The organism is Roseivirga ehrenbergii (genome assembly GCF_001593005.1).
Taxonomy (GTDB): Bacteria; Bacteroidota; Bacteroidia; order Cytophagales; family Cyclobacteriaceae; genus Roseivirga; species Roseivirga ehrenbergii.
This window is the reverse complement of sequence record NZ_LQZQ01000004.1, coordinates 221,973-243,020: the sequence shown is the minus strand read 5'-3', so window position 1 is coordinate 243,020 and position 21,048 is coordinate 221,973. Positions and strand designations below refer to the sequence as shown.

22 protein-coding genes are annotated in these 21,048 nt (G+C 38.9%); 11 read left to right on the top strand and 11 right to left on the bottom strand.

The window, feature by feature from the left end; translation table 11 throughout:
• On the bottom strand, nt 1-294 hold a 294-nt coding region (locus MB14_RS06195; protein ID WP_172796102.1), incomplete at its 3' end, for a carboxypeptidase-like regulatory domain-containing protein.
• 486 nt (nt 295-780) lie between these two features.
• The gene (locus MB14_RS06190) at nt 781-3,465 is read right to left on the bottom strand and encodes a valine--tRNA ligase (protein ID WP_062590525.1); all 2,685 of its coding nucleotides are present in this window, start codon (nt 3,463-3,465) and stop codon (nt 781-783) included.
• Nucleotides 3,466-3,644: 179 nt separating this feature from the next.
• Between MB14_RS06190 and MB14_RS06185 the strand changes: the two genes are divergently transcribed.
• The 3 genes from MB14_RS06185 (at nt 3,645) to MB14_RS06175 (ending at nt 4,798) form a co-directional block, all read left to right on the top strand.
• Entirely contained in the window at nt 3,645-4,142 is a 498-nt protein-coding gene (locus MB14_RS06185; protein ID WP_132644084.1) for a hypothetical protein, read from the top strand.
• Nucleotides 4,143-4,277: 135 nt separating this feature from the next.
• The gene (locus MB14_RS06180; protein WP_053222982.1) at nt 4,278-4,511 is read left to right on the top strand and encodes a hypothetical protein; all 234 of its coding nucleotides are present in this window, start codon (nt 4,278-4,280) and stop codon (nt 4,509-4,511) included.
• Nucleotides 4,508-4,798, top strand: coding sequence for a type II toxin-antitoxin system RelE/ParE family toxin (locus tag MB14_RS06175; RefSeq protein WP_062590520.1), 291 nt, complete (start codon nt 4,508-4,510; stop codon nt 4,796-4,798). The genes MB14_RS06180 and MB14_RS06175 overlap by 4 nt, the downstream gene beginning before the upstream one ends.
• Before the next feature lie 42 nt (nt 4,799-4,840).
• Here MB14_RS06175 and MB14_RS06170 read toward each other — a convergent pair whose 3' ends face one another.
• A complete protein-coding gene (locus tag MB14_RS06170; protein WP_157716549.1) occupies nt 4,841-5,218 on the bottom strand; it encodes a DUF4260 domain-containing protein in 378 nt (125 codons plus the stop codon).
• Nucleotides 5,219-5,466: 248 nt separating this feature from the next.
• Between MB14_RS06170 and ccoN the strand changes: the two genes are divergently transcribed.
• The 6 genes from ccoN to MB14_RS06140 are packed head-to-tail and all read left to right on the top strand — an operon-like array spanning nt 5,467 to nt 11,276.
• A complete protein-coding gene (gene ccoN / locus MB14_RS06165; protein ID WP_062590516.1) occupies nt 5,467-7,590 on the top strand; it encodes a cytochrome-c oxidase, cbb3-type subunit I in 2,124 nt (707 codons plus the stop codon).
• Nucleotides 7,591-7,593: 3 nt separating this feature from the next.
• A complete protein-coding gene (locus MB14_RS06160; protein WP_062300527.1) occupies nt 7,594-7,794 on the top strand; it encodes a cytochrome C oxidase Cbb3 in 201 nt (66 codons plus the stop codon).
• A gap of 4 nt (nt 7,795-7,798) precedes the next feature.
• On the top strand, nt 7,799-8,686 hold the full coding sequence (locus MB14_RS06155) for a cbb3-type cytochrome c oxidase N-terminal domain-containing protein (RefSeq protein ID WP_165899483.1): 888 nt from the start codon (nt 7,799-7,801) through the stop codon (nt 8,684-8,686).
• A gap of 36 nt (nt 8,687-8,722) precedes the next feature.
• Nucleotides 8,723-10,135 carry a cytochrome c oxidase accessory protein CcoG gene (gene ccoG, locus MB14_RS06150; RefSeq protein ID WP_062590511.1) on the top strand — a complete coding sequence of 471 codons (1,413 nt, stop codon included), beginning with the start codon at nt 8,723-8,725 and terminating at the stop codon, nt 10,133-10,135.
• The gene (locus tag MB14_RS06145) at nt 10,135-10,575 is read left to right on the top strand and encodes a FixH family protein (protein ID WP_062590509.1); all 441 of its coding nucleotides are present in this window, start codon (nt 10,135-10,137) and stop codon (nt 10,573-10,575) included. Before ccoG ends, MB14_RS06145 begins: the two co-directional genes overlap by 1 nt.
• Nucleotides 10,575-11,276, top strand: coding sequence for a sulfite exporter TauE/SafE family protein (locus MB14_RS06140; RefSeq protein WP_062590508.1), 702 nt, complete (start codon nt 10,575-10,577; stop codon nt 11,274-11,276). The genes MB14_RS06145 and MB14_RS06140 overlap by 1 nt, the downstream gene beginning before the upstream one ends.
• Nucleotides 11,277-11,381: 105 nt before the next feature.
• Here the strand turns inward: MB14_RS06140 and MB14_RS06135 are convergent, their stop codons facing one another.
• From MB14_RS06135 to MB14_RS06115, 5 genes are all read right to left on the bottom strand, one after another.
• Nucleotides 11,382-11,801 (bottom strand): hypothetical protein, encoded by a 420-nt coding sequence (locus tag MB14_RS06135; protein ID WP_062590506.1) that lies wholly within the window; start codon nt 11,799-11,801, stop codon nt 11,382-11,384.
• Nucleotides 11,802-11,916: 115 nt separating this feature from the next.
• Complete coding sequence (locus MB14_RS06130; RefSeq protein ID WP_062590504.1) at nt 11,917-14,538, bottom strand: FtsX-like permease family protein; 2,622 nt, start codon at nt 14,536-14,538, stop codon at nt 11,917-11,919.
• Nucleotides 14,539-14,550: 12 nt separating this feature from the next.
• On the bottom strand, nt 14,551-14,877 hold the full coding sequence (locus tag MB14_RS06125; protein ID WP_062590538.1) for a PadR family transcriptional regulator: 327 nt from the start codon (nt 14,875-14,877) through the stop codon (nt 14,551-14,553).
• A gap of 153 nt (nt 14,878-15,030) precedes the next feature.
• The gene (locus tag MB14_RS06120; RefSeq protein ID WP_062590502.1) at nt 15,031-17,658 is read right to left on the bottom strand and encodes an ABC transporter permease; all 2,628 of its coding nucleotides are present in this window, start codon (nt 17,656-17,658) and stop codon (nt 15,031-15,033) included.
• A complete protein-coding gene (locus tag MB14_RS06115; protein WP_062590500.1) occupies nt 17,655-17,987 on the bottom strand; it encodes a PadR family transcriptional regulator in 333 nt (110 codons plus the stop codon). Before MB14_RS06115 ends, MB14_RS06120 begins: the two co-directional genes overlap by 4 nt.
• Nucleotides 17,988-18,262: 275 nt before the next feature.
• Between MB14_RS06115 and MB14_RS06110 the strand changes: the two genes are divergently transcribed.
• Together MB14_RS06110 and MB14_RS06105 are read left to right on the top strand one after the other, a co-directional pair.
• Complete coding sequence (locus tag MB14_RS06110; protein ID WP_062590498.1) at nt 18,263-18,511, top strand: DUF6364 family protein; 249 nt, start codon at nt 18,263-18,265, stop codon at nt 18,509-18,511.
• Nucleotides 18,511-18,936 (top strand): type II toxin-antitoxin system VapC family toxin, encoded by a 426-nt coding sequence (locus tag MB14_RS06105; protein WP_062590497.1) that lies wholly within the window; start codon nt 18,511-18,513, stop codon nt 18,934-18,936. Before MB14_RS06110 ends, MB14_RS06105 begins: the two co-directional genes overlap by 1 nt.
• Nucleotides 18,937-18,995: 59 nt before the next feature.
• On the opposite strand, the gene frr is transcribed toward MB14_RS06105, so the two are convergent.
• From frr to MB14_RS06090, 3 genes are read right to left on the bottom strand one after another with little or no spacing between them, the layout of a single operon-like run.
• On the bottom strand, nt 18,996-19,556 hold the full coding sequence (gene frr, locus MB14_RS06100) for a ribosome recycling factor (protein WP_062300517.1): 561 nt from the start codon (nt 19,554-19,556) through the stop codon (nt 18,996-18,998).
• A gap of 9 nt (nt 19,557-19,565) precedes the next feature.
• Nucleotides 19,566-20,273: a UMP kinase gene (gene pyrH, locus MB14_RS06095; RefSeq protein ID WP_062590495.1), complete on the bottom strand. Its 708-nt coding sequence runs from the start codon at nt 20,271-20,273 to the stop codon at nt 19,566-19,568.
• 13 nt (nt 20,274-20,286) lie between these two features.
• The gene (locus tag MB14_RS06090; RefSeq protein WP_062590492.1) at nt 20,287-20,784 is read right to left on the bottom strand and encodes an acyl-CoA carboxylase biotin carboxyl carrier protein subunit; all 498 of its coding nucleotides are present in this window, start codon (nt 20,782-20,784) and stop codon (nt 20,287-20,289) included.
• Between the last annotated feature and the right edge of the window lie 264 nt (nt 20,785-21,048).

Here is a 21,048-nt window from a genome sequence, read left to right as displayed (position 1 = left end):
TACTACAACCACTTCTCCAGCGTCAATAATGTCTGGAACCATGGTTACATTTACCGCAGTTCTGTTACCAACCGTTTCTTCTTTGGTTTTGTAACCTAAAAACCTGAATACAAGAACTGCATTATCAGCATTTACTGATAACGAGTATTTACCGTCCGATCCTGTGGTTATTCCAGAGGTTGTTCCTTTAATAGAAACAGTCACGCCTGGAAAGCTTGAACCGAATTCATCTAGCACAGTACCCTCCACGGTACGTTGCTGGCCCATTACGCTGCTACTAATGAGTAGCAACATGAGCATTAATTTTAGTTTAAATTTTTGCATTTATAAGTAATTCATTTGTTTGCGCGAATAACAACTAAACGGGTAGCAATGTTGCTTAATCGTATTTATGAGGCTACATGATTTTACGAAAGGCGATAAAATTATTTGAACGGAAAATTGTTCGATTGTCATATTTGAATTTGAATTGTTCATTTATGAACAAATTTAGATGATTTTAAAATTGTAAATATCTACGAGGTTATTGGTTTTATTAAATTATTGAGGCGTGTTTACGTGTATCTTGGTCATCTTCAAATAATTACATAGAATATTACATGTCTGATATTTTATAACATTGTTGCGAAATTTATAACTTTTACGATCTGACCCATTAAGTGTATGAATTTGGGGCAGATATAGGTGGTTGTTATTTTTGAGGTACTTCCTCTGTTTTTGGCATAAAAAAAGCAACCTGAAACAGGTTGCTTTAATTATTAGTTATAGAATATGGTTTTTCTAACTCAGTCCAGTTAGCTTTTCTTCCAGTACTTTAATTTTTGCTTCGGCATCGGCTTGCTTGGCTTTTTCTTTTGCTATCACTTGTTCCGGTGCGCCAGCAACAAAACGCTCGTTGCTCAGCTTTTTCATAACAGAGTTTAAGAAGCCTTTGGCGTATTCAAGCTCCTTTAGTATTTCGGCCTTTTCTGCTTCAACATCAATGGCTCCTTCTTCCATGGGAATAAAGAATTCATCGGATTTGATCACAAAACCTAGTGTGCCATTCACCTTCTCATCTGTGTATGTTAGTTGGTCAATGTTCGCTAACTTCTTGATAATGTTTATAAAAGGCTCGTAAGCTTCAGTGTTCTCCGACTTAATTGCTAAGTCGAGTGCCTTCTTTGGCGAAATTCCTTTTGATGAACGCAAGTTTCTAAGGTTAGAGACCAATTCAAATACAATTTCAGACTGCTTGTTTAGGGCTTCGTCTGCTCCACCAATAATTGGCCACATCGAAACAATAATGTCTTGTCCTTCGGCCCTTTCTCTTAAGTTACTCCAAATTTCCTCGGTAATAAAAGGCATAAACGGATGAAGCACCTTCATGATTTTCTCGAAGAAGTTAAGTGTTACTTCATAAGTAGCTCTGTCAATTGGCTCGCCAAAGGCAGGCTTAATCATTTCTAAATACCAAGAACAGAAGTCATTCCAAATGAGCTTATAGGTAGTCATAAGTGCATCAGAAATTCTAAACTTGCTGAAATGATCTTCGATTTCGGCTAATGCAGCATTAAAACGAGAGTCGAACCAACGCACTGCGGTTTGGTTTTCTTGACCATTCGAGCTACCACCAACTTCCCAACCTTTTACCAAACGGAAAGCATTCCAAACCTTGTTCGCAAAGTTTCTTCCTTGCTCAACAAGCTTTTCATCATAAAGTAGATCATTACCTGCTGGGGAAGAGAAAAGCATTCCAGTACGAACAGCATCAGCGCCTAACTCCTTAATTAAGTCGACCGGATCAGGTGAGTTGCCCAATGATTTGGACATTTTTCTACGTTGTTTGTCACGTACAATTCCTGTAAGGTAAACGTGTTTAAACGGTTTCTCATCAGTATATTCATACCCTGCAATAATCATTCTGGCCACCCAAAAGAATAAAATTTCAGGAGCTGTCACCAAAGTAGAAGTAGGGTAGAAGTAGTCTAACTCAGCATTCTTGCCTTTGATTATTTTACCTGTCTCTCTGTCAAAACAAGAATCATCAAAACCGTTGAACACCGCCATAGGGAATAGCCATGAAGAAGCCCAAGTATCAAGCACATCTTCATCTTGCTTTAGGTCATTGGCAGTCAGTTGGGCATTGCCTGATTTTTCTTTTGCCAGAGCCAATGCTTCTTCTTCTGTTTCAGCAACTACAAAATCGTTTTCTCCCTCACCATAGAAATATGCTGGGATTTGTTGTCCCCACCAAAGCTGACGCGAAATACACCAGTCGCGTACATTCTCCATCCAGTGGTTGTAAGTGTTTTTGAATTTAGATGGAAGAATCTCCACTTCGTCATTCATCACCACCTCATGTGCTGTGCGCGAAATTTCTTTCATTTTGATGAACCACTGCAAAGAAAGCTTTGGCTCTATCACTGTATTTGTTCTTTCCGAACGGCCGATCCTGGTAGTGAACTCTTCGAAACCGATGTAGTAACCAGCTTCTTCCAAGTCTTTTACCATTACTTTGCGGGCTTTAAAACGTTCCATGCCCACATATTTTGGTACACCACAGTTTTCATTTAAAGCTCCATCGAAACCGATAGTGTCAATCACTTCTAAATTGTGACGCAAACCAATTTCGTAGTCATTCGGGTCGTGGGCAGGGGTTACTTTTAAACAACCTGTTCCGAATTCGATTTCGACATAATCATCCGCAATGATTGGGATTTCGCGGTTAACGAAAGGCACCAGAGCCGTTTTACCAATCAGATGTTGGAAACGCTCATCTTTTGGGTTTACGGCAATGGCGGCATCACCTAAAATGGTTTCAGGGCGCTGCGTAGCAATAATTACCTTTTCGTCAGAATCTTTAATGCTGTACTGAAATTTGTAAAGCTTCGATACTTCATCTTGATCGGCATATATTACCTCTTCATTCGAAACTGTAGTTTGGGCTTCCACATCCCAGTTGACCATGCGCAAGTCACGGTAGATGTAACCTTTATTATAGAGGTCTACAAAAACACGAAGCACGGCCTTGTGGTAACCTTCGTCCATTGTGAACGCAGTGCGTTCCCAGTCGCATGAAGCGCCAAGCTTCTTCAGTTGCTCAAGAATGATTCCACCGTATTTTTCTTTCCATTCCCAAGCATGAGTAAGGAATTCTTCTCTGCTGAGGTCTGATTTTTTGATGCCTTTTTCGCGAAGCATCTTCACTACTTTAGCTTCTGTGGCAATTGAAGCGTGGTCGGTACCAGGTACCCAGCAAGCTTCTTTGCCTTCCATTCGTGCTTTTCTGATCAGCACATCCTGGATGGTATTATTCAACATGTGGCCCATGTGGAGCACACCCGTTACGTTTGGTGGAGGGATGACAATAGAGTAAGGCTCTTTTTGTGGGTTTACCTTGCCATGGAAATATCCTTTATCCATCCAGTGGGCATACCATTTATCTTCTATCTCGTTCGGGTTATACTTCGTTGAAAGCGACATGTAATTGTTTGAATAAAATTAGGCTGCAAAAATAGGTGGAATAGTCGGAACACGGAAGTTAGAAGCCAGAAGAATGAAATTATGAGGAGGAAGTACTTACTAATTCTATGTTAGTTGGCTAATTGTGCTTAAAGATCTATTGAGTTTTGATTAGATTAAGGGTGAAGTCGAAGATGAATATGATTAAAAGTAACCCCTTCCAAACCCAGGTGATAAAGCATTTACTGATTATCATAGGTGTTTTTCTTTTAGTTTTTGGTAGTGTGATTTTCTTCTTCCCGCAAGAAAGGGCTATAAGCGAAATAGAATTTCAACTCACAGATGGATTAGATAGCATGATTTTTTGCGCTATTGGACTTATACTAATTTTGGTAAATCTGCTTTACTATCGAATGATCAAAAAAGTCTCTCTATCTCAATCCCAAATTATAATCCATGAAAAGGAAGAAGATAGGGCTTATAAATGGACGGAAGTAGAGGAGTTGGGTAGGGTGCGATTTTTTACTCCTTCTATTTATAAAGTTAGGATGAAGTCATCAGGAGAGAGGGTATTCTTTGTGTCAGAATCCTCGTTTGGGAAGTATACTAAAATAGATTCGCCATTCGTCTCTTTCGTGATTGATTCTAGCGAAATGGGTAAAGAAATAAAGAGGATCAAGTCACAATATCGAATTTAATAGCCTAGCTCTTTAAAGAGCGAAAGGAGGCTCGATTAGCATGAGCTTTATATTGTTATTGGGCTTATGGTAAATTGGTTGGTGGCTGAATATTAGTTTTTAAATTTGTAAATTCGGATAAGAAATTTTATGGTTATGGGGACAATTGAGCTAAAATCTAACATTCATAAAATAGTTGATGGCATTCAAAACGAGCATCTTTTGAGAGTTATTTACGATTTCCTAAAACTAAAAGAATCGGAAAAGTCGGGAGGCTTTTGGGACTCTCTTACAGAAGAACAAAAGCAAGAGGTATTGTTAGCCTATGATGAGTCGGAGGATGATGATAATTTGATTGAGCGGGAAAAGGTATTTAAATCGAAGAAATGAAAATTCTCCTTACCAAACGGGCAGAGAGAAATTTCCATTCAATTAAGGAATATATAAAGAAGGAATGGGGGACTAGAGTTGCAGAGGCTTTCGAGCAGAAAGCAGTTGATTTTTTAGACTTACTGGAGGGTTTTCCCGAGATAGGAACTGTAGAAGTGGTTGAAAAAAAGATATACGGATTTCAACTTACCAAGCAGACACGTGTGTTTTACCGAATTAAAGGGGACTGTATATTAATTCTTACATTCTTTGACGTGAGACAAAGTCCAAGTAAAAGGCCTAAATGATGAATGTTATGTCACCAATAACTTTTACCTATTAACTAACCCCTAAACCTCTAGATTCTTATGCTTACTCTTTCCCATCCAACCCAAATGGGTATGGTCAAAGCTGTCGAAGTACTTTAAGCCGTAGCCCAGCATTCTATCGAAGCAAGAATGCGCCATAAAGATCAATCCAATTAGAATGAGCAATTCATTAGAGAGCAGGTAGCCAAGAATCATTAAAAATGAAATCAAGCCTTTATGATGGGCAGCGTTGTAAGCAATAGTAGCCACTTTTTTATTTACAATAATGGCCAGAAATGCTAAGTCAGGCGCGAAAAATAAGCTCGCAAAAAGTACCCATCCGCCTTCATAGAATTCAAAATAGATTAGGCAAACGATTAATAAAAGCCCGATTTCTTCGAGCTTAAGTGCGGTTCTCATTTTTATGGTTTTCATAATTACAGAAAAATACAAAGCGTTTTTAAATACTTACAGACTGATTTTATTGAGGCAATTTACTGTAAATCATAATGTTAATTTTGGAAATTTCATGAGCCAGTTATTCAGTGGAGAACTGGTAAACCAGAAAACCTGATTTATATCATCTTTTTGGCTAATACCTGTCAGGTAGAAACGGTGCTGCTGAATCTACCTTGCAATTGTTTAGGAATCACTACGCCTTATAAATTATGGAACTACAGCAATTTAAGTACGACAACAAAATTGTCAAATACTTCGTCATCGCCACGGTCGCTTTCGGCCTTATTGGCATGCTGGTGGGTATTCTCATGGCCACCCAACTTTTTTTACCCGAAGCCAACTTAGGTCTTCAATTCACCACTTTCGGTCGTATTCGTCCATTACACACCAATGCGGTAATTTTTGCATTTGTGGGTAACGCTATGTTTGCCGGAGTGTATTATTCTATGCAACGTTTATTAAAAACGCGCATGTTTAGCGATAGACTAAGCTGGATTCATTTCTGGGGATGGCAGCTCATCATTTTAGCAGCAGTAATTACGCTTCCTCTAGGGATGAGCACCTCAAAGGAATATGCTGAGCTAGAATGGCCAATAGATATTGCCATTACGGTAATTTGGGTAGTGTTTGGTATCAACATGATTGGAACGATTCTGAAAAGAAGAGAGCGCCACATGTATGTAGCCATTTGGTTCTACATTGCCACATTCGTTACGGTAGCGGTATTGCACGTGGTAAATTCATTTGAAATTCCGGTAACCATGTTCAAGAGTTATTCTTGGTATGCTGGTGTGCAAGATGCATTAGTACAGTGGTGGTATGGTCATAATGCGGTGGCATTCTTCCTTACTACGCCTTTCTTGGGGATTATGTACTACTACTTACCTAAGGCTGCCAACAGACCTGTTTACTCTTATAAACTGTCAATTATTCACTTCTGGTCGCTTATATTTATTTATATATGGGCAGGCCCTCACCACTTATTGTATACTTCATTACCTAACTGGGCACAGTCTTTAGGAACTGTATTTTCTATTATGTTGATCGCTCCATCTTGGGGAGGTATGCTTAACGGACTTCTTACTTTAAGAGGAGCTTGGGATAGAGTTCGTGAAGATCCGGTTTTAAAATTTATGGTTGTAGCTGTTACGGCATATGGTATGGCTACACTAGAAGGTCCATTGCTTTCTATTAAAAATGTAAACGCTATTGCTCACTTTACCGACTGGATCGTTGCTCACGTTCACGTGGGTGGTTTAGGTTGGAATGGTTTCTTGATCTTCGGTATGTTGTACTGGATGATTCCTAGAATGTGGGGCACAAAACTATATTCTACAAAACTAGCCAATGTTCACTTTTGGATTGGTACACTAGGAATAATCGTTTATGCGCTTCCGCTTTACACTGCGGGTGTAGTGCAAAGTTTAATGTGGAAAAACTTTAATGCTGAAGGTTTTTTAGAGTATCCTAACTTCTTAGAAACAGTAACTCAAATTGTACCAATGTACATGATGAGAGCGGTTGGTGGAGTGCTATACCTGACTGGCGCTATAATGATGGCCTATAACTTGGTGAAAACTGCCAAACAAGGAAGTTTCAAAGCAGAGGAAGCAGCAGAAGCACCAGCATTGGAGAAAAAGAAAATCGTTGGAGGTCACTGGCATGCAGTATTAGAAAGAAAACCAGTAATTTTTACTGCCCTTACTTTGGTTGCTATTGTAATTGGGGGTGTGGTAGAAATGGTACCTACTTTCTTAATCAAGTCTAATATTCCAACTATTGAAAGTGTTCAACCATATACTCCACTTGAACTTCATGGAAGAGATTTATACATTAAGGAAGGATGTAATAACTGCCATACGCAAATGGTGAGGCCGTTTAGATCAGAAACTGAACGTTATGGCGAATACTCTAAAGCAGGTGAGTTTGTGTACGATCATCCATTCCTTTGGGGATCGAAACGTACCGGACCAGATTTGCATAGGGTAGGAGCTAAATACAATAATGTATGGCACTTCAACCATATGCTCGACCCTAAATCTACTTCGCCAGGCTCAATTATGCCTCCGTACCCTTGGTTGTTCACACAATCCATCGATTTAGACGAAACTGCCGGTAAGATTAAAGCCCTCAGAACAGTAGGGGTTCCTTATGCAGAAGGCTATGAAGAAATCGCAAATGAAGATTTGATGAGGCAAGCCAAGGAGATATCGGACGATTTAGCCGCTAATGATATCGAGATTTCTGAGCAAGCTGAAATTGTAGCACTGATTGCTTACCTACAAAGGCTGGGTACTGATATTAAAGTGAATTCAAACGATCAAAACCCTTAGGCCATGTTTAAGCACTATTTCGAAAAAATTCATAATGTGGAGGTTTGGCCAATTATTTCACTCGCAATCTTCTTCATATTCTTTGTAGGGCTAATGCTCTATGTATGGCGAATGAAGAAAGACTACGTGGAGGAAATGAGTGACATTCCACTTACCGATGACGCGCCAATTATTGCATCTGATTTTAAAAATGAAAACCACTAAGCTCATGGAAAGGATAAAATCAAAAATTAAAAACCTGAGTTCAAAATACATGTTACTTCCATTCTTGTTTTTGACTACGCCTTTGGCTGCTCAAACCGAGAGTTCAACTGGAATTTCTCAGACTACGGCATTTTATGTGGTGATTGGCTTGCTTATCATCGTGTCGCTGTTAGTCATTCTTTTGGCCTTTAACATTGTGTCGCTGCTAAAAGCAGTTGTACAAAAAGAGATGTCGCCAGAGAAGAAAGCCAGTATGGAAAAAGAGCCTAGCTGGTTTGCTAAAACCTGGGCAAAATGGAACGACCTTAAGCCGTTGGAAGAAGAGCAAGATATTATGCTCGACCATGATTATGATGGCATTAAGGAGCTTGATAACCACTTGCCGCCTTGGTGGAAGGCACTCTTCTATTTGTCAATCGTTTATGCAGTAATTTACCTTATGGTATTCCATGTGTTCAAGTCGGCTCCTTTACAAGAGGAGGAATACGAAATTGAAATGGCCTTGGCGCAGGCTGCCAAAAGCAATATGGAGCAAACCATTGTGGTAGACTTTGATGAAAGCAATGTGCCTTTTAATGATGACGCTGAAGCATTAGCAGATGGTAAGAAGTTTTTCGAAGCCCAGTGTGGAATGTGTCACAAAGCTGATGGTGGTGGTTTGGCTGGTCCAAATCTAACCGATGATTACTGGAAACATGGAGGAAGTATGACTGATATTTACAACGTTATCAAGAACGGAGTACCGAATACAGCCATGATTTCGTGGGAGAGTAAATTGAATCCTCTTCGTTTACAAAACGTGGCTTCATATGTAAAAAGCTTAAGAGGAACCAATCCTCCAGGAGCTTTGCCTCCTGATGGTGAGCTTTATGTAGAAGAATCGAATCAATAAAAGCAGTAGAGTGTGCGCTAATTAAAGAGGGTAGAAATGAAAGAGCTGTACGAATATGACGAAGAATACCGCGACAGTATAGCCACGGTAGATGAGCACGGAAAAAGAGTTTGGGTATACCCTAAAAAACCTAAAGGCACATTTTTTAATGCCCGAAAGGTTGTATCTGTAATCTTACTTACCATTCTTTTTGCTGGTCCGTTTATTAAAATCAACGGGCAGCCCTTTTTAATGATGAATATTTTCGAACGCAAGTTCGTAATCTTGGGGACGGTTTTCTGGCCCCAAGATTTCTTTATTTTCGCTTTAGGGCTAATCACATTCTTCGTATTTATCATTCTTTTCACCGTGGTGTTCGGTAGGGTATGGTGTGGCTGGGCTTGTCCTCAAACCCTGTTTATGGAAATGGTTTTCCGTAGAATTGAGTACTTGATCGAAGGCGATGCCAACCAGCAGCGTAAACTGGCCAAAATGCCTTGGAATGGAGAGAAAATTAGGAAGCGAGTATTAAAGCATGGCATTTTCGCCTTCATTGCTGTTTTGATAGGCCATACGGCTATGGCCTACTTAATAGGTATTGATAAAGTGAAGGAAATTGTAAGTCAGCCGCCTACTGAGAATTTAGCGGGCTTCATTGGTTTAATAGCTTTCAGTGCTGTTTTCTATGGTGTTTTTGCATACTTAAGAGAACAAGCATGCATAGCTATTTGCCCTTATGGTAGACTTCAAGGAGTGCTTTTGGTGCGTGATTCAATGGCCGTAATGTACGACTGGATTAGAGGTGAACCGAGAGGTAAAATGAAGAAATCGGAGGTTCAAGCCGACAAAGGTGATTGTATTGATTGTAAACTTTGTGTCCATGTTTGTCCTACCGGAATCGACATCAGAAACGGAACTCAACTCGAGTGCGTAAACTGTACCGCTTGTATTGATGCTTGTGATGATGTAATGAGGAAAATTAATAAGCCAACTGGTTTAATTCGCGTTACGTCACATAGCGCAATTGCAGATGGTAAGAAAAAACTTTTTACTCCTAGGGTAGCTGGGTACACGGGCGTTTTGGTGGTACTTATTACTTTATTAACTGTTTTCGTTTCCAGTCGATCAGATATTCAGGCTACAATTTTAAGAGTGCCGGGTATGCTCTATCAGAAAGTAGAGAATGATCAAATTCAAAATATTTACAATATTCAATTGATAAATAAAACGGTTGACGATATGAACGTGAGTCTTCGATTGATCGATCACGAAAGTGGAGTAATTGAAGTGGTAGGAGGCAACGAAATTCAACTTTCAAATTCTGGAAAAGCAGATGCCGTGTTTACAGTGCGATTACCTGAATCAGAAATGGAGGGCAACAAGAATAGCATCACAGTGGGAATTTTTCATGGTGATGAATTGATTGATAAAGTGAAGACGAACTTCTTAGGACCAATAAAATTTAAATAATGAACTGGGGAACAAAAATCGTAATCAGTTTTGTGTGCTTTGTTGGGCTGCTGGTAACTATGGTTTACGTAAGTGTAAGCACTGATTTCTATTTGGTGGCCGATAACTACTATGAACAAGAGTTGGATTACGAAAGTCAGATTCAGCGCATGAAAAACGTAAATAGCTTGGCAGAAAAACCAAATTTTAAATTGGTTAGAAATGAAGGAAAAGCTGAGTTAAGATTTCCGGTTTCGGTGATGAAGGCCATGGAAGAAGGTAAAATTTCTTTTTTCCGTTCGGCAAATGCTAGTCTTGACAAAGAGTTTGATTTGGTTTTTGATGAAACTGGTTTACAAACTTTCGATATGAATATGCTCGCCTCTGGTGCTTGGAAGGTTAAAATCGAATGGAAATCGAAAGGGACGGAATATTATCAAGAGCTTAATATTGTAATCTGATGTTGCTTTTAGGAACAGCACTGGCATTTGGCTTTTTTGGTAGTCTGCACTGTTTAGGCATGTGCGCACCCATAGCTTGGGCAGTTCCTCAGAATGAAAAAAAGAAAAAGGTTTGGATAGCTAACCGTTTAGCCTACAATAGCGGTCGTATGATTACCTATAGTTTTTTAGGCGCGATTGCAGGCCTTTTTGGCGAAATACTTTCGATGGCCGGAGTGCAACAAGGCTTATCTGTTTTGGCTGGCGCAACAATCATCATTGGAGCCTTACTCCTGAACGGAAAACTATCAGGCAATATTAAAGTCAAGCCCCTTCAGAAGCTCTTCTTAAATATTAAGGTGCGAATAGGTGGTTTACTCAAAACCAATAATTTCAAGTCGAACCTTAGCTTGGGATTACTGAATGGCCTTTTACCCTGTGGTTTGGTTTATATGGCTTTAGTGGCTGCCATTTCAATGGGTACTTTTTACGGAGGAGCAGCCTATATGGCGCTGTTCGGTTTGGGTACTTTTCCCATGATGCTCGGTGCGGCTTATTTGGGCTTTTCGTTCAAAAGTAATTTCACTTCCGCATGGCTCAAGTTTGTGCCTAAGTTATTGGTGTTGGTGGGCTTAATCCTTATCCTTCGCGGACTGAACTTGGATATTCCATATGTCAGTCCAAAGCTCAATAGCGATATGCCGGGGATGATTTGCGACTGATTTAGCTATTTTGAGGATTTTCCAAAGGCTGAAACATTAGCTAGGTTCCAAAACAATGGGTTTAACTTTTGGAAAGTTAATTAGCGACAATATTTACTTTTCTATTCAATTCATATACTTCTTTATAATATTAAGGAGACTGTCCTTTGGTACGTTTCGGCCAATGTGCTGCTTCATTACATCAATCATTTCTTGGGTCATCGTAGGGCGAAACCCCATTCGGAAGGCAAGTCGGTGAACTAAATCAATTTCGCTTTGGTCTACAGCTTGATCGAACTTCATTAAGAATAATAGATCGTAAAGAATCTCCATTCGAGCATGTTCTGTTTTAGGGATAACCAGCGTAAGGTTTTCAGGGTTTTTGTCTATTTCTTGAACATCTTCAGGAGTCATTCCCAGTCGTTCAGCTACTTTATTGATGAACAAAACTTCAAGCGGACTGTCTTCATTATCCGCTTCGGCTAGCATTAAAAGCATAAACAGGTGGCTCTTTCTTTTATGTAGTTCGCGGTCTTCAGTGTTCATTCTTTATTTTTTCTGGAAGATAAAGAATGGAGCCCTGAACCGAAACTGAATTATAAGATAAAGGAAGTTCGCAGCGAGATTTTCAAATCACCAACTCAACTCATTTTCAAATTACCTACTCACTTCTGAGTGATTCCGAAGGATTGGCCTGTGCTACACGCCAAGTTTGGACAATGACAATGAACACGACTAAGCTTCCCAATAGTAGAATGCCTTGCGCTAAGACAAGCCCTTCATAATCGGGTTTTAAGACAAAAGAGGTCCAGAATGTATTTTGCAAAAAGAGATAGGCTAATGGGGTGCCAATTAATGCAGCAATGACTAAAGTGGTCAAAGTGCCTTTTAGCAATAGTAGAATAATGCTTTTAACTCTGGCGCCAAGCACTTTTCTTATGCCAATCTCTTTGGTTCGGGTTTCAGCATTGTAGAGCGCTATACCCAATTGACCCAAGAGCGAGATGGAAATAATGATAATAGACAGAAACTGGAATCCTTTTACAATTTGGTTTACATCGTTATAGCTGTCTTCAATAGAGTCATTGAGAAAGATAGGAGTGAAGGCCTGTTCACGGTCTACTTCCTTCGTTGCTTTTTCAAGTTGACTTAAAGTAACTGCCATATTTTGACTTTCTATTTTGATGGCGAGTGATCTTCTATATAAGTCTATTTTTTCATGTGCAACGATGATTGGTTTTACTTCAGGAGCATCGAGACGATCGAAGACAAAATCTTCCATAATGCCAGTAATTTGATACCGGACAACATTTGTTTGGAATGATAGCGTGTGACCAAGTGCGCTGTCTAATGGAATATTAAGGTCAGACAATAGCTTCTTGTTTACCCAAACTTCGGTAAGTGTTGAGTCGGACGATAATCTTTGAAAATCATGGCCTGCAAATAGCTTAGGTTCAAAAACCTTGTTGAAATCGGTGTCTACTACAGAAAAATTGACAAACACACTGTCAGTACTGTTAGGTCGTTTTAACATGGTCATTCCCATTGTGCCTACACCAGGTAGGGACGAAACTGCAGAAACGCCAACGACTCCAGGGACTTGCTCAAATTTGGATTTCAATAATTGCCTGTTTTTAGGTTCGACTTCTACGCTGACTACTCCTTCCTTGCTGAAATTCCAGTTGTTTTGCACAATAGAATGGTAGATATCTGAACCCGCGGTAACAACCATAATGCAGAACATAGAAATGGTGATTTGCAACACCACCAAGCCTTTTCGAATGTTCATGAGCGACATGGTTTTACTTTTGATATTTGAGCGAAAAGCATTCAGAGGAGAAATACAAGCAAAATAAAGCGCAGGAAAAAGGCCAGCTACTAAGCCAACGACTACAGAAAAAACTAAAAAGACCAATAGAAGAGGTAGGGTAGTGTTGGGGTTGAATAATAAACTACCAGTATCCATTAGAACAACAAATTCAGGTACGAAAAAGCGGTAGAGTAAGAATCCTACCAGTGTTGCCGCCACCGAGAACACAATGGTTTCCACTAAAATTTGGCCAACAATTTGAGATTTTGTGCTCCCAGCTACTTTTCTAATGCCAATTTCTTTGGTCCGTTGAATGGCTCTGGCAATGGATAAATTAGTGTAATTGAAACTGGCCAACAAGAGTAGAATGGTAATCAGGGTTACTAGGATGTAAAGCATACCCTTAGATAAACTAGACCCTATAGCGTTATACACTTCAGCACTAAACATTATGTCACTGATTTTCTGACTACGGTAATCAAAAGTGGATTCTGCACCTTTTTTTATGTTATTTACTTCTTCCGAGACTTGTTTCAGTTTATTATTTAGCTGCTCTTGGCTTACCCCTTCAATGGTTCGAAAATAAGTATAGCCTTGATAAAAGTGATTCCAGCTTTCGAGGTAGTCAGATTCTTCCGAAGTCGCCAAATATGGACTTTCGGAACTACTTGATATTATGTCGAAATTTAAATGTGAAAGACCTTTTGGGCTTTCAATTATGGCATTAACGATCAGCCCTGAACCAAGAATTTTCCCAATAGGGTTTTCGCCTGGGAAGAAGCGTTCTGCTATGTCATCTGTAATAATGCAACCCGATTTATTTTGTAATGCAGCATGTGGATCACCATCGATTGCTTTGAATTGAAATACTTTGAAAAAATGGTCGTCTACCATTAAGTTGATAAGGCTTACCGAATTTCCATTTATGGTTTCTTTGAATTGGTGGTAAGGACTGAACTGAGTCAAAACTTCAATTTCTGGTAGATCAGCACGAAGTTTTTCTCCCAAGACGGAAGGTGTAGAAGCTAAAACATGAGGGCTGATGTTGGGTCTTTCAACCTTTGTTAGAATCCTGTACAACCTCTCAGTATGCGGATGTTGTTTATCAACAGACAGGCCTGTGTAAAGAATATTTAGCGCGAACATGCTCACGGTTATCGCAGCAGCAAGCCCGAAAATATTAATGGCACTGAATACCTTATTGCGCCACAAATTGCGGAAAGCCAACTTTAAATGGATTTGAAATAATGAGGTTCTGAACATGTTGACAATGATTTTAGGTTTTCTAATCACAGAAGGTCTAATCATTTTGATCACTTCTTTGCGGTAAATGGCTTTGGCTTTTTTCTCTCCTAAGATCTTTAGGTTAAAGTTGAATTCTTCTTCTAAGTCGCCTTGAAGCTCTTGATAAAGAGTAGGCTTGCAGAAGGCTTTAAAGAGCCGGGTGTATAGTTTTGGAGGAGCGATGCGCATGTTGTAAAGGGTTTATTGTAGACGGAAAGCCGGTACTTGACTCCACAATTGGTCGCGAACTTCTTTGGCTTCCTGCAAAGCAGTCAAGCCCTTATTGGTTACCTCGTAATAACGCTTTGGTCTGCCGCCTCTGTCTTCGTTGCCTTCGCCTTGTTTCGAAGTCAAAAGCCCTTTTTCTTCCAAACGGGAAAGGGCAGTGTGTAAAGCACCTCTGCTAATATTTCTCTTTCCCTGTTCGTTGATTTCGCGCTTAATGCTTACTCCGTAGGCGTCATCTTTTAAAACCAAAATGGTGAGTAAAGCTATTTCTTCAAATTCACCCAGATTTGTTCCTTTCATAGCATGTTCTAAAATGTAGACCAATGTATGAAATAAAATCCAAGTTCTAAAATGAAGACATGGAATTTGATTTGAAGATGAGATAATTTGAAAATTTGGTGATTCGAAAATCAATCTTCAAATCACCAAATCAACTCATTTTCAAATTAGAAATTATTCGCTTCGTAATGTTTGGGCAGGATTGGCCTTAGCCGCTCTTCTTACTTGTGAACCGATAGTCAGTATTCCTATGGCAAATATTATGAGTACACCGGTGAAGAGTTCCAGCACTCCAATTGTAGCGCGGTTCTCAATGTCATTCAATATTTGCTGTTCGAAGAGTAAGTAGGTGAGGGGGATGGCCAATGCTGCTGAAATTACCAGTAACCACATAAAACCTCGTGTTAATAAGCTAACAAGACTTCCTTCTGTGGCCCCCAAAACTTTACGAATACTGATTTCTTTCATACGAGTTTCGGCAGTGTACACGGCCATACCTAACAAACCTAAAGCGGCAATGGAAACGGTGAGTACGGCCAGAAAGCCTACAATGGTGCCCATAATTACATATTCGGAATAAGCCGATTCAATATTCTCATCGTAAAATTGAGCTTGAAGTTTGTGAACAGGGTCTACCTCATTCCATGCATTTTCAATTTTAGCCATTGTAGCTGGTAAATCCGAAGAATTGAGTTTTAGGTTTACATAGTAAAACGAATTGCTTCTATTTCTAAACCCAAAGCTTTTAATGCCTTGGTCAAGCTTATCATAATGGAAGTCACGCACCACACCTATAATTGTTAAGTTATTTTCGTCAATTTCAACCTGTTTGCCAATAGCTTCATTTGGAGTGCCAAGATTAAAACGTTTTAGGGTTTCTTCGTTTAAAATAACCTCAGACTCTTCAGATTCGGATGACTTTTTGGTAAAGTGAGCTCCAGCGATAATTTCGTGATCCATCAGGTCAATGTAGTTTTCGTCAATGGTATTGTAGAAAAGTTCGGTAGAGTCATTATTGTATTTCATGTCTACTAAATAGGTGCTTCCTACACTTGGTATCATGGCAGATTTCGAAATCATTTGAACCTCTGGAATTGAAGCAAATGCTGTTTCAATTTTTTGCCAATCGTTATTTTGAAGTTCAATATTGAGTACATTTTCTGTTTTAAAACCTAAATCAAAGTTTAAAGCATATTTAAATTGAGTGTAGGCAATACTGGCGGAAATGATAAAGGCCATTGACAAAGTGAACTGAATTACGATTAAAACTTTTCTCATGTTCACTTTTGAAAAAAGCTTAGTTGATCCCGCATTTTTTAATGCTTGTACGGTCTTTAACTTTGATAAAAACATGGCTGGAACAAAGCCTGCTAAGAGGCCGACTGCAAGCGCAAATATGAAAAAGTATAAAAAGAGAATTGGGGTAATTTCAAGTTGGAGGCTACGCTCAATACTTGGATCCAAGCCAAGAAAATGAGGTTTTATGAACATGAAAATTAGGTAGGCAAATACCAATGCTATTACTGATATGATGGTGGCTTCAGTAATAAACTGATTAAATACTTGTCGCTTTGTGGCACCAACAACTTTGCGTACTCCAACTTCTTTAGCTCTTTTTAATGACCGCGCAATAGAAAGATTAGTGTAATTAAAGCCAGCAGAAAGCAGTACCACTAGCGTAAAGCCTGCCAATACCCAAATAACCGCCCCACCTATTGAAACCCCTATATTGTTGGATAAATCAGGACCAGCCATCATTCCATATAAGGGCTGAAGCTCTGATGTAATTGTTATATGCTCATACTTCTCACTTTCCTTTTCTCCTAAGGCAAGGAGTCTCTGATTTACATCATTAACATCCGTGTTTGGAGCTAACTTTACATACACATAGTTCATCCACATATTGTTCCAAGCGTTATACCAGTTTTCGCCACGTTCACCTTTTCGATTTTGGTTTGTGTAGGTAATGTATGAACCTAGTGCCTGAAAGGTGAAATGTGAATTAAAGGGAGGTTTTTTAATGATACCCGTAACCGTATAAAGATCTTCTTTACCAAGAATGAATGTTTGGTTCATTGGATCTGTATCGCCAAATATTTTTTTTGCCGTCTCATCTGTCAGTACAATTGAGTTTGGTTCCGAAAGCATGGTTTCGGGGTTTCCTTGCAGTATTTCGAAAGAAAATACATCGTTAAAACCTTCGGTTGCCCATAAGCCGCTTATGGGTATAATTTTTTCATCGAGTTTGGCATCTCCCCCAAATCCTCTTGTCATCAAAACCTGCGACTCTACTCCAGGAATAGACTCCTTGATTCTGTCTGACATAATAATTGAAGTAGTGGCGAATGGTGTGGGATCTTCTTGTTGTTCTTGGTAAATATTATTTACTCTATAAACTCTATCTCCATCTTTATGAAACTTGTCAAAACTGAAAACTTCGGAAATAAAAGCAATCATGAGGAGACCAATGGACATGCTAACCGCCAGACCAATGACGTTTATGGCTGAAAAAAGCTTGTTTCTAGCGATGCTTCGTACGGAGGTTTTGAAATAATTTTTGAACATGATAAATGATGTTAAGTTGTTGACTATTTTGAATTTCTTGATGGTGTAGGGGCGAAAAAAATTGAGTACGTCTAAGCAGTAAATCTGTCTCGCCTTTCTTTTTCCCTTGCTAATCGTATTGCGCTCAAAGTGCTCATATAAGTCTCCTTGCAAGTCTTCAAGGATTTCGGAACGACAATACCATTCCAGAAACCTATCGGCCCAGCGAGGAGGTTGGTGTGCACTTTTATTGCTCATATCATTTTTAGGTTGAATTCAGGAATTAAGCTCCAGAGCTCATCACGCTGCGCTTTGACCTTTTGCAGCGTGGCTTTTCCAGCATGGGTTACTTCGAAAAATCGTTTTCTTCTTCCGCCCCTGGCTTTAGTGGCTTCTCCTAATTGGGAGGTTACAAATCCTTTTTCTTCCAGGCGATTGAGAACAGAATGTACAACACCTAATTTGACCTGTCTTTCTGTTATTCTTTCAATCTCATCGCAAATGGCAACGCTATAGGCTTCTGACATTAGACTTGCTATGGTTAGTAAAACCACTTCTTCAAACTCCCCTAGGTTAGTTCCTTTCATAGACTTTTTATTTATTCCTTAAATGTATAAAAAATTAATACAACTTAAATTTATTTTTTATACAAATGATGAATATATAGATTCGTACTTCATGACGCTACATAAATAGCCTCTTTGCATTGAGTTTTAAAATGAATGGTAGTCAGGTGTAAAATTCATGTAGCCAACTGATGAATCAGAGAGTTGAGCTTTTAGTTGATGGAGTAATCCAACCACCAACTAAAATTTGTTTTATACGTAAAGAAAAAATAAGTTTGTCGTATAAATAGATTGTTATGGATGCCAAGGTGACTTTAAGTTTTGATCAAGAGGTGATTAAGTCGGCAAAAGCTTTTGCTGAGAAGAACAATATTAGTCTATCTAGACTTACTGAATTTTTATATCGTCAGCTCATTTCTAAAGATTATCAATCCATGGAAAGCTTACCGATTTCCGATTGGGTTAATGCAGTAGCTGAGGGGCAAGCCGAGTATCATACTAAGCCTAAAAAAATATCTAAGTCTGACTATTACGAGCGTAAGTAATGGTAAAGGCATTTGTTGACGCGAACGTATTGGTTTCGGTACTCAATAAGGAATATCCACTATTTACCTATTCTGCTCGTGTTCTTTCATTGGCCGAGCGAAATGGATTTGAGCTTTTTACTTCTTCCCTTTGTTTGGCTATTGGATTTTATTTTGCCTCTAAAAAATGCGGAGAAGTTGAAGCTAAGCGTAAAATCCAATTGTTATGCTGTCATCTATCAATCGCGCAAATTGATGAAAATGCAGTGAGGAATGCCTTAAACAATGCGAAGATTAACGATATAGAAGATGGTTTTCAGTATTATGCTGCTGTGGAGGCCGGGTGTAATTGTTTAATTACAGAAAATTTATCGGACTATCACTTTGCTGAAATTCCAGTTTATTCCTCTGAAGGGTTTTTGAAAACCCATGTATTTAACTCCTAAATAATAAAAAAGGCAGCCTTTCGGTTGCCTTTCAGTGTATTTCTAATTTCTCAGGACTATTAAACGGTCATGATTTCTTGCTCTTTATGAGCCAGTAAATCGTCAAGCTTCTTATTGTATGTATTCGTAAGGTCTTGAACTTTGTCTTCAGCAGTTTTTACTAAGTCCTCCGCCAAACCATCTTTTTGAAGTTTTTTAAGCTCATCATTGGTTTCCTTTCTGGCGCTTCGAATACTGATTTTACCATCTTCAGTAACGGCTTTAGATTGTTTTACTAAATCGCGTCTTCTTTCTTCTGTAAGCTGCGGAATATTAATAATGATCTGTTCACCGTCATTCTGAGGGTTTAAACCTAAATCACTATTCATGATTGCCTTTTCAATAGCCGTAGTCATAGATTTCTCCCAAGGCTTTACAAAAAGCGTTCTCGCATCTGGGCTAGTTACAGAAGCTACTTGATTTAGGGGGGTAAGCGATCCGTAATAATCAACCTTAATCACGTCAAGCATGCTTGGCATCGCCTTGCCTGCCCTAATCTTTGCTAGTTCTTGTTTTGTGTGGGAGATGGCTTTCTCCATCATCTCCTTGGCGGTATCCAAGTATAATTCCAGTTCTTCCATGATTGTAAATTAGCTTATCAATGTTCCGATATTTTCTTTTCCTTCCATTATGTCTAAGAGGTTACCACTAGCGTTCATATCAAAAACAATAATCGGCACGTTATTTTCCTGACAAAGCGTGAAAGCGGTCATGTCCATAATGTTGTATCCCTCTCTAATCGCTTGTTCAAAAGATAGGTTAGGTATTTTAGTTGCAGAAGAATCTTTTTCTGGGTCTGCGGTATATACACCATCAACCCGAGTTCCTTTTAAAACAACATCCGCCTCAATTTCAATAGCTCTTAAACTTGCTGTAGAGTCAGTAGTGAAATAAGGGTTTCCTATCCCAGCACCAAAAATAACAATTCTTCCTTTTTCTAAATGCCGAACAGCTCTTCTTCTAATGAAAGGTTCGCAAACCGCTTCCATTTTTATCCCAGACATCAATCTTGTATACAAGCCATGGTTCTCAAGAGTGCTTTGAATTGCCATCGCATTAATGACGGTGGCCAGCATTCCCATGTAGTCACCCTGAACCCTGTCTATGCCTGAAGCTTCGGCTTGAACTCCTCTATATATATTGCCTCCTCCAATTACAATCGCTACTTCAACGCCACTTGCGTGCACTTTCTTAATTTCTTCAGCGTATTGATTTATTCGCACAGGGTCAATTCCATATTGTTGGTTACCCATTAAGGCTTCTCCGCTAAGCTTTAGAAGAATTCTTTTATACTTCATCCGTGTGGTTATGTTAAAATTTTATCAGAATTTGATTTTTTTCTACGCTGTCGCCTTTACTAATTTCAATTGAGGCAATAGTCCCAGCGCCAGGAGATTTCAAAACGTTTTCCATTTTCATGGCTTCTAAAATCATGAGTTGGTCTCCTTTTTTTACCTCTTGCCCAACTTCAACCAAAATATCATGTATTAGCCCAGGCATAGGTGCTTTAACATCCTTTATAGTCGAACTACTTAAATTGGTAATTCCCATTTTTTGAAGAAGCTGATCCATTTTATCTTTAACAGATACATTATAAATCTGATTGTTGATTTTTATTTCAACTACCTTGTTTTCTCTCTCATAGCCAATAACCTCGGCATTTAATTTTTTCCCGTCTTTTGTGATCTGAAATTTGTCCTTTGAAGTTTTTGAGATGTTCCAATCAAAATCAGAACCATTTAGAAGTATATTACTGTCTTTGAATTTGACTTCTGCTTCGATGTTTTTCTTAAGACTTACTTTGTACATCAGGCTAAATTATGAGTAGGGCTCAATTCTGGATGCTATAATATTCAAGCCCCATTGAGTTTTTTGTTTTAAACCCTGCAAATATAGAGAAGTATTTTGATTAGGGATAGGTAATAGAGGCGTACTTGAAAATCATTGTCAAGAAAAAATATTGATGATAACCGTCAAAATGAGCTGTTGAAGCGTTGTTTTCAAACTTCAATAAAAACTCTTGATCTTTTTTTGGGATATGTTTGAATAATATAAAAAAGGGTCTAATTTTGC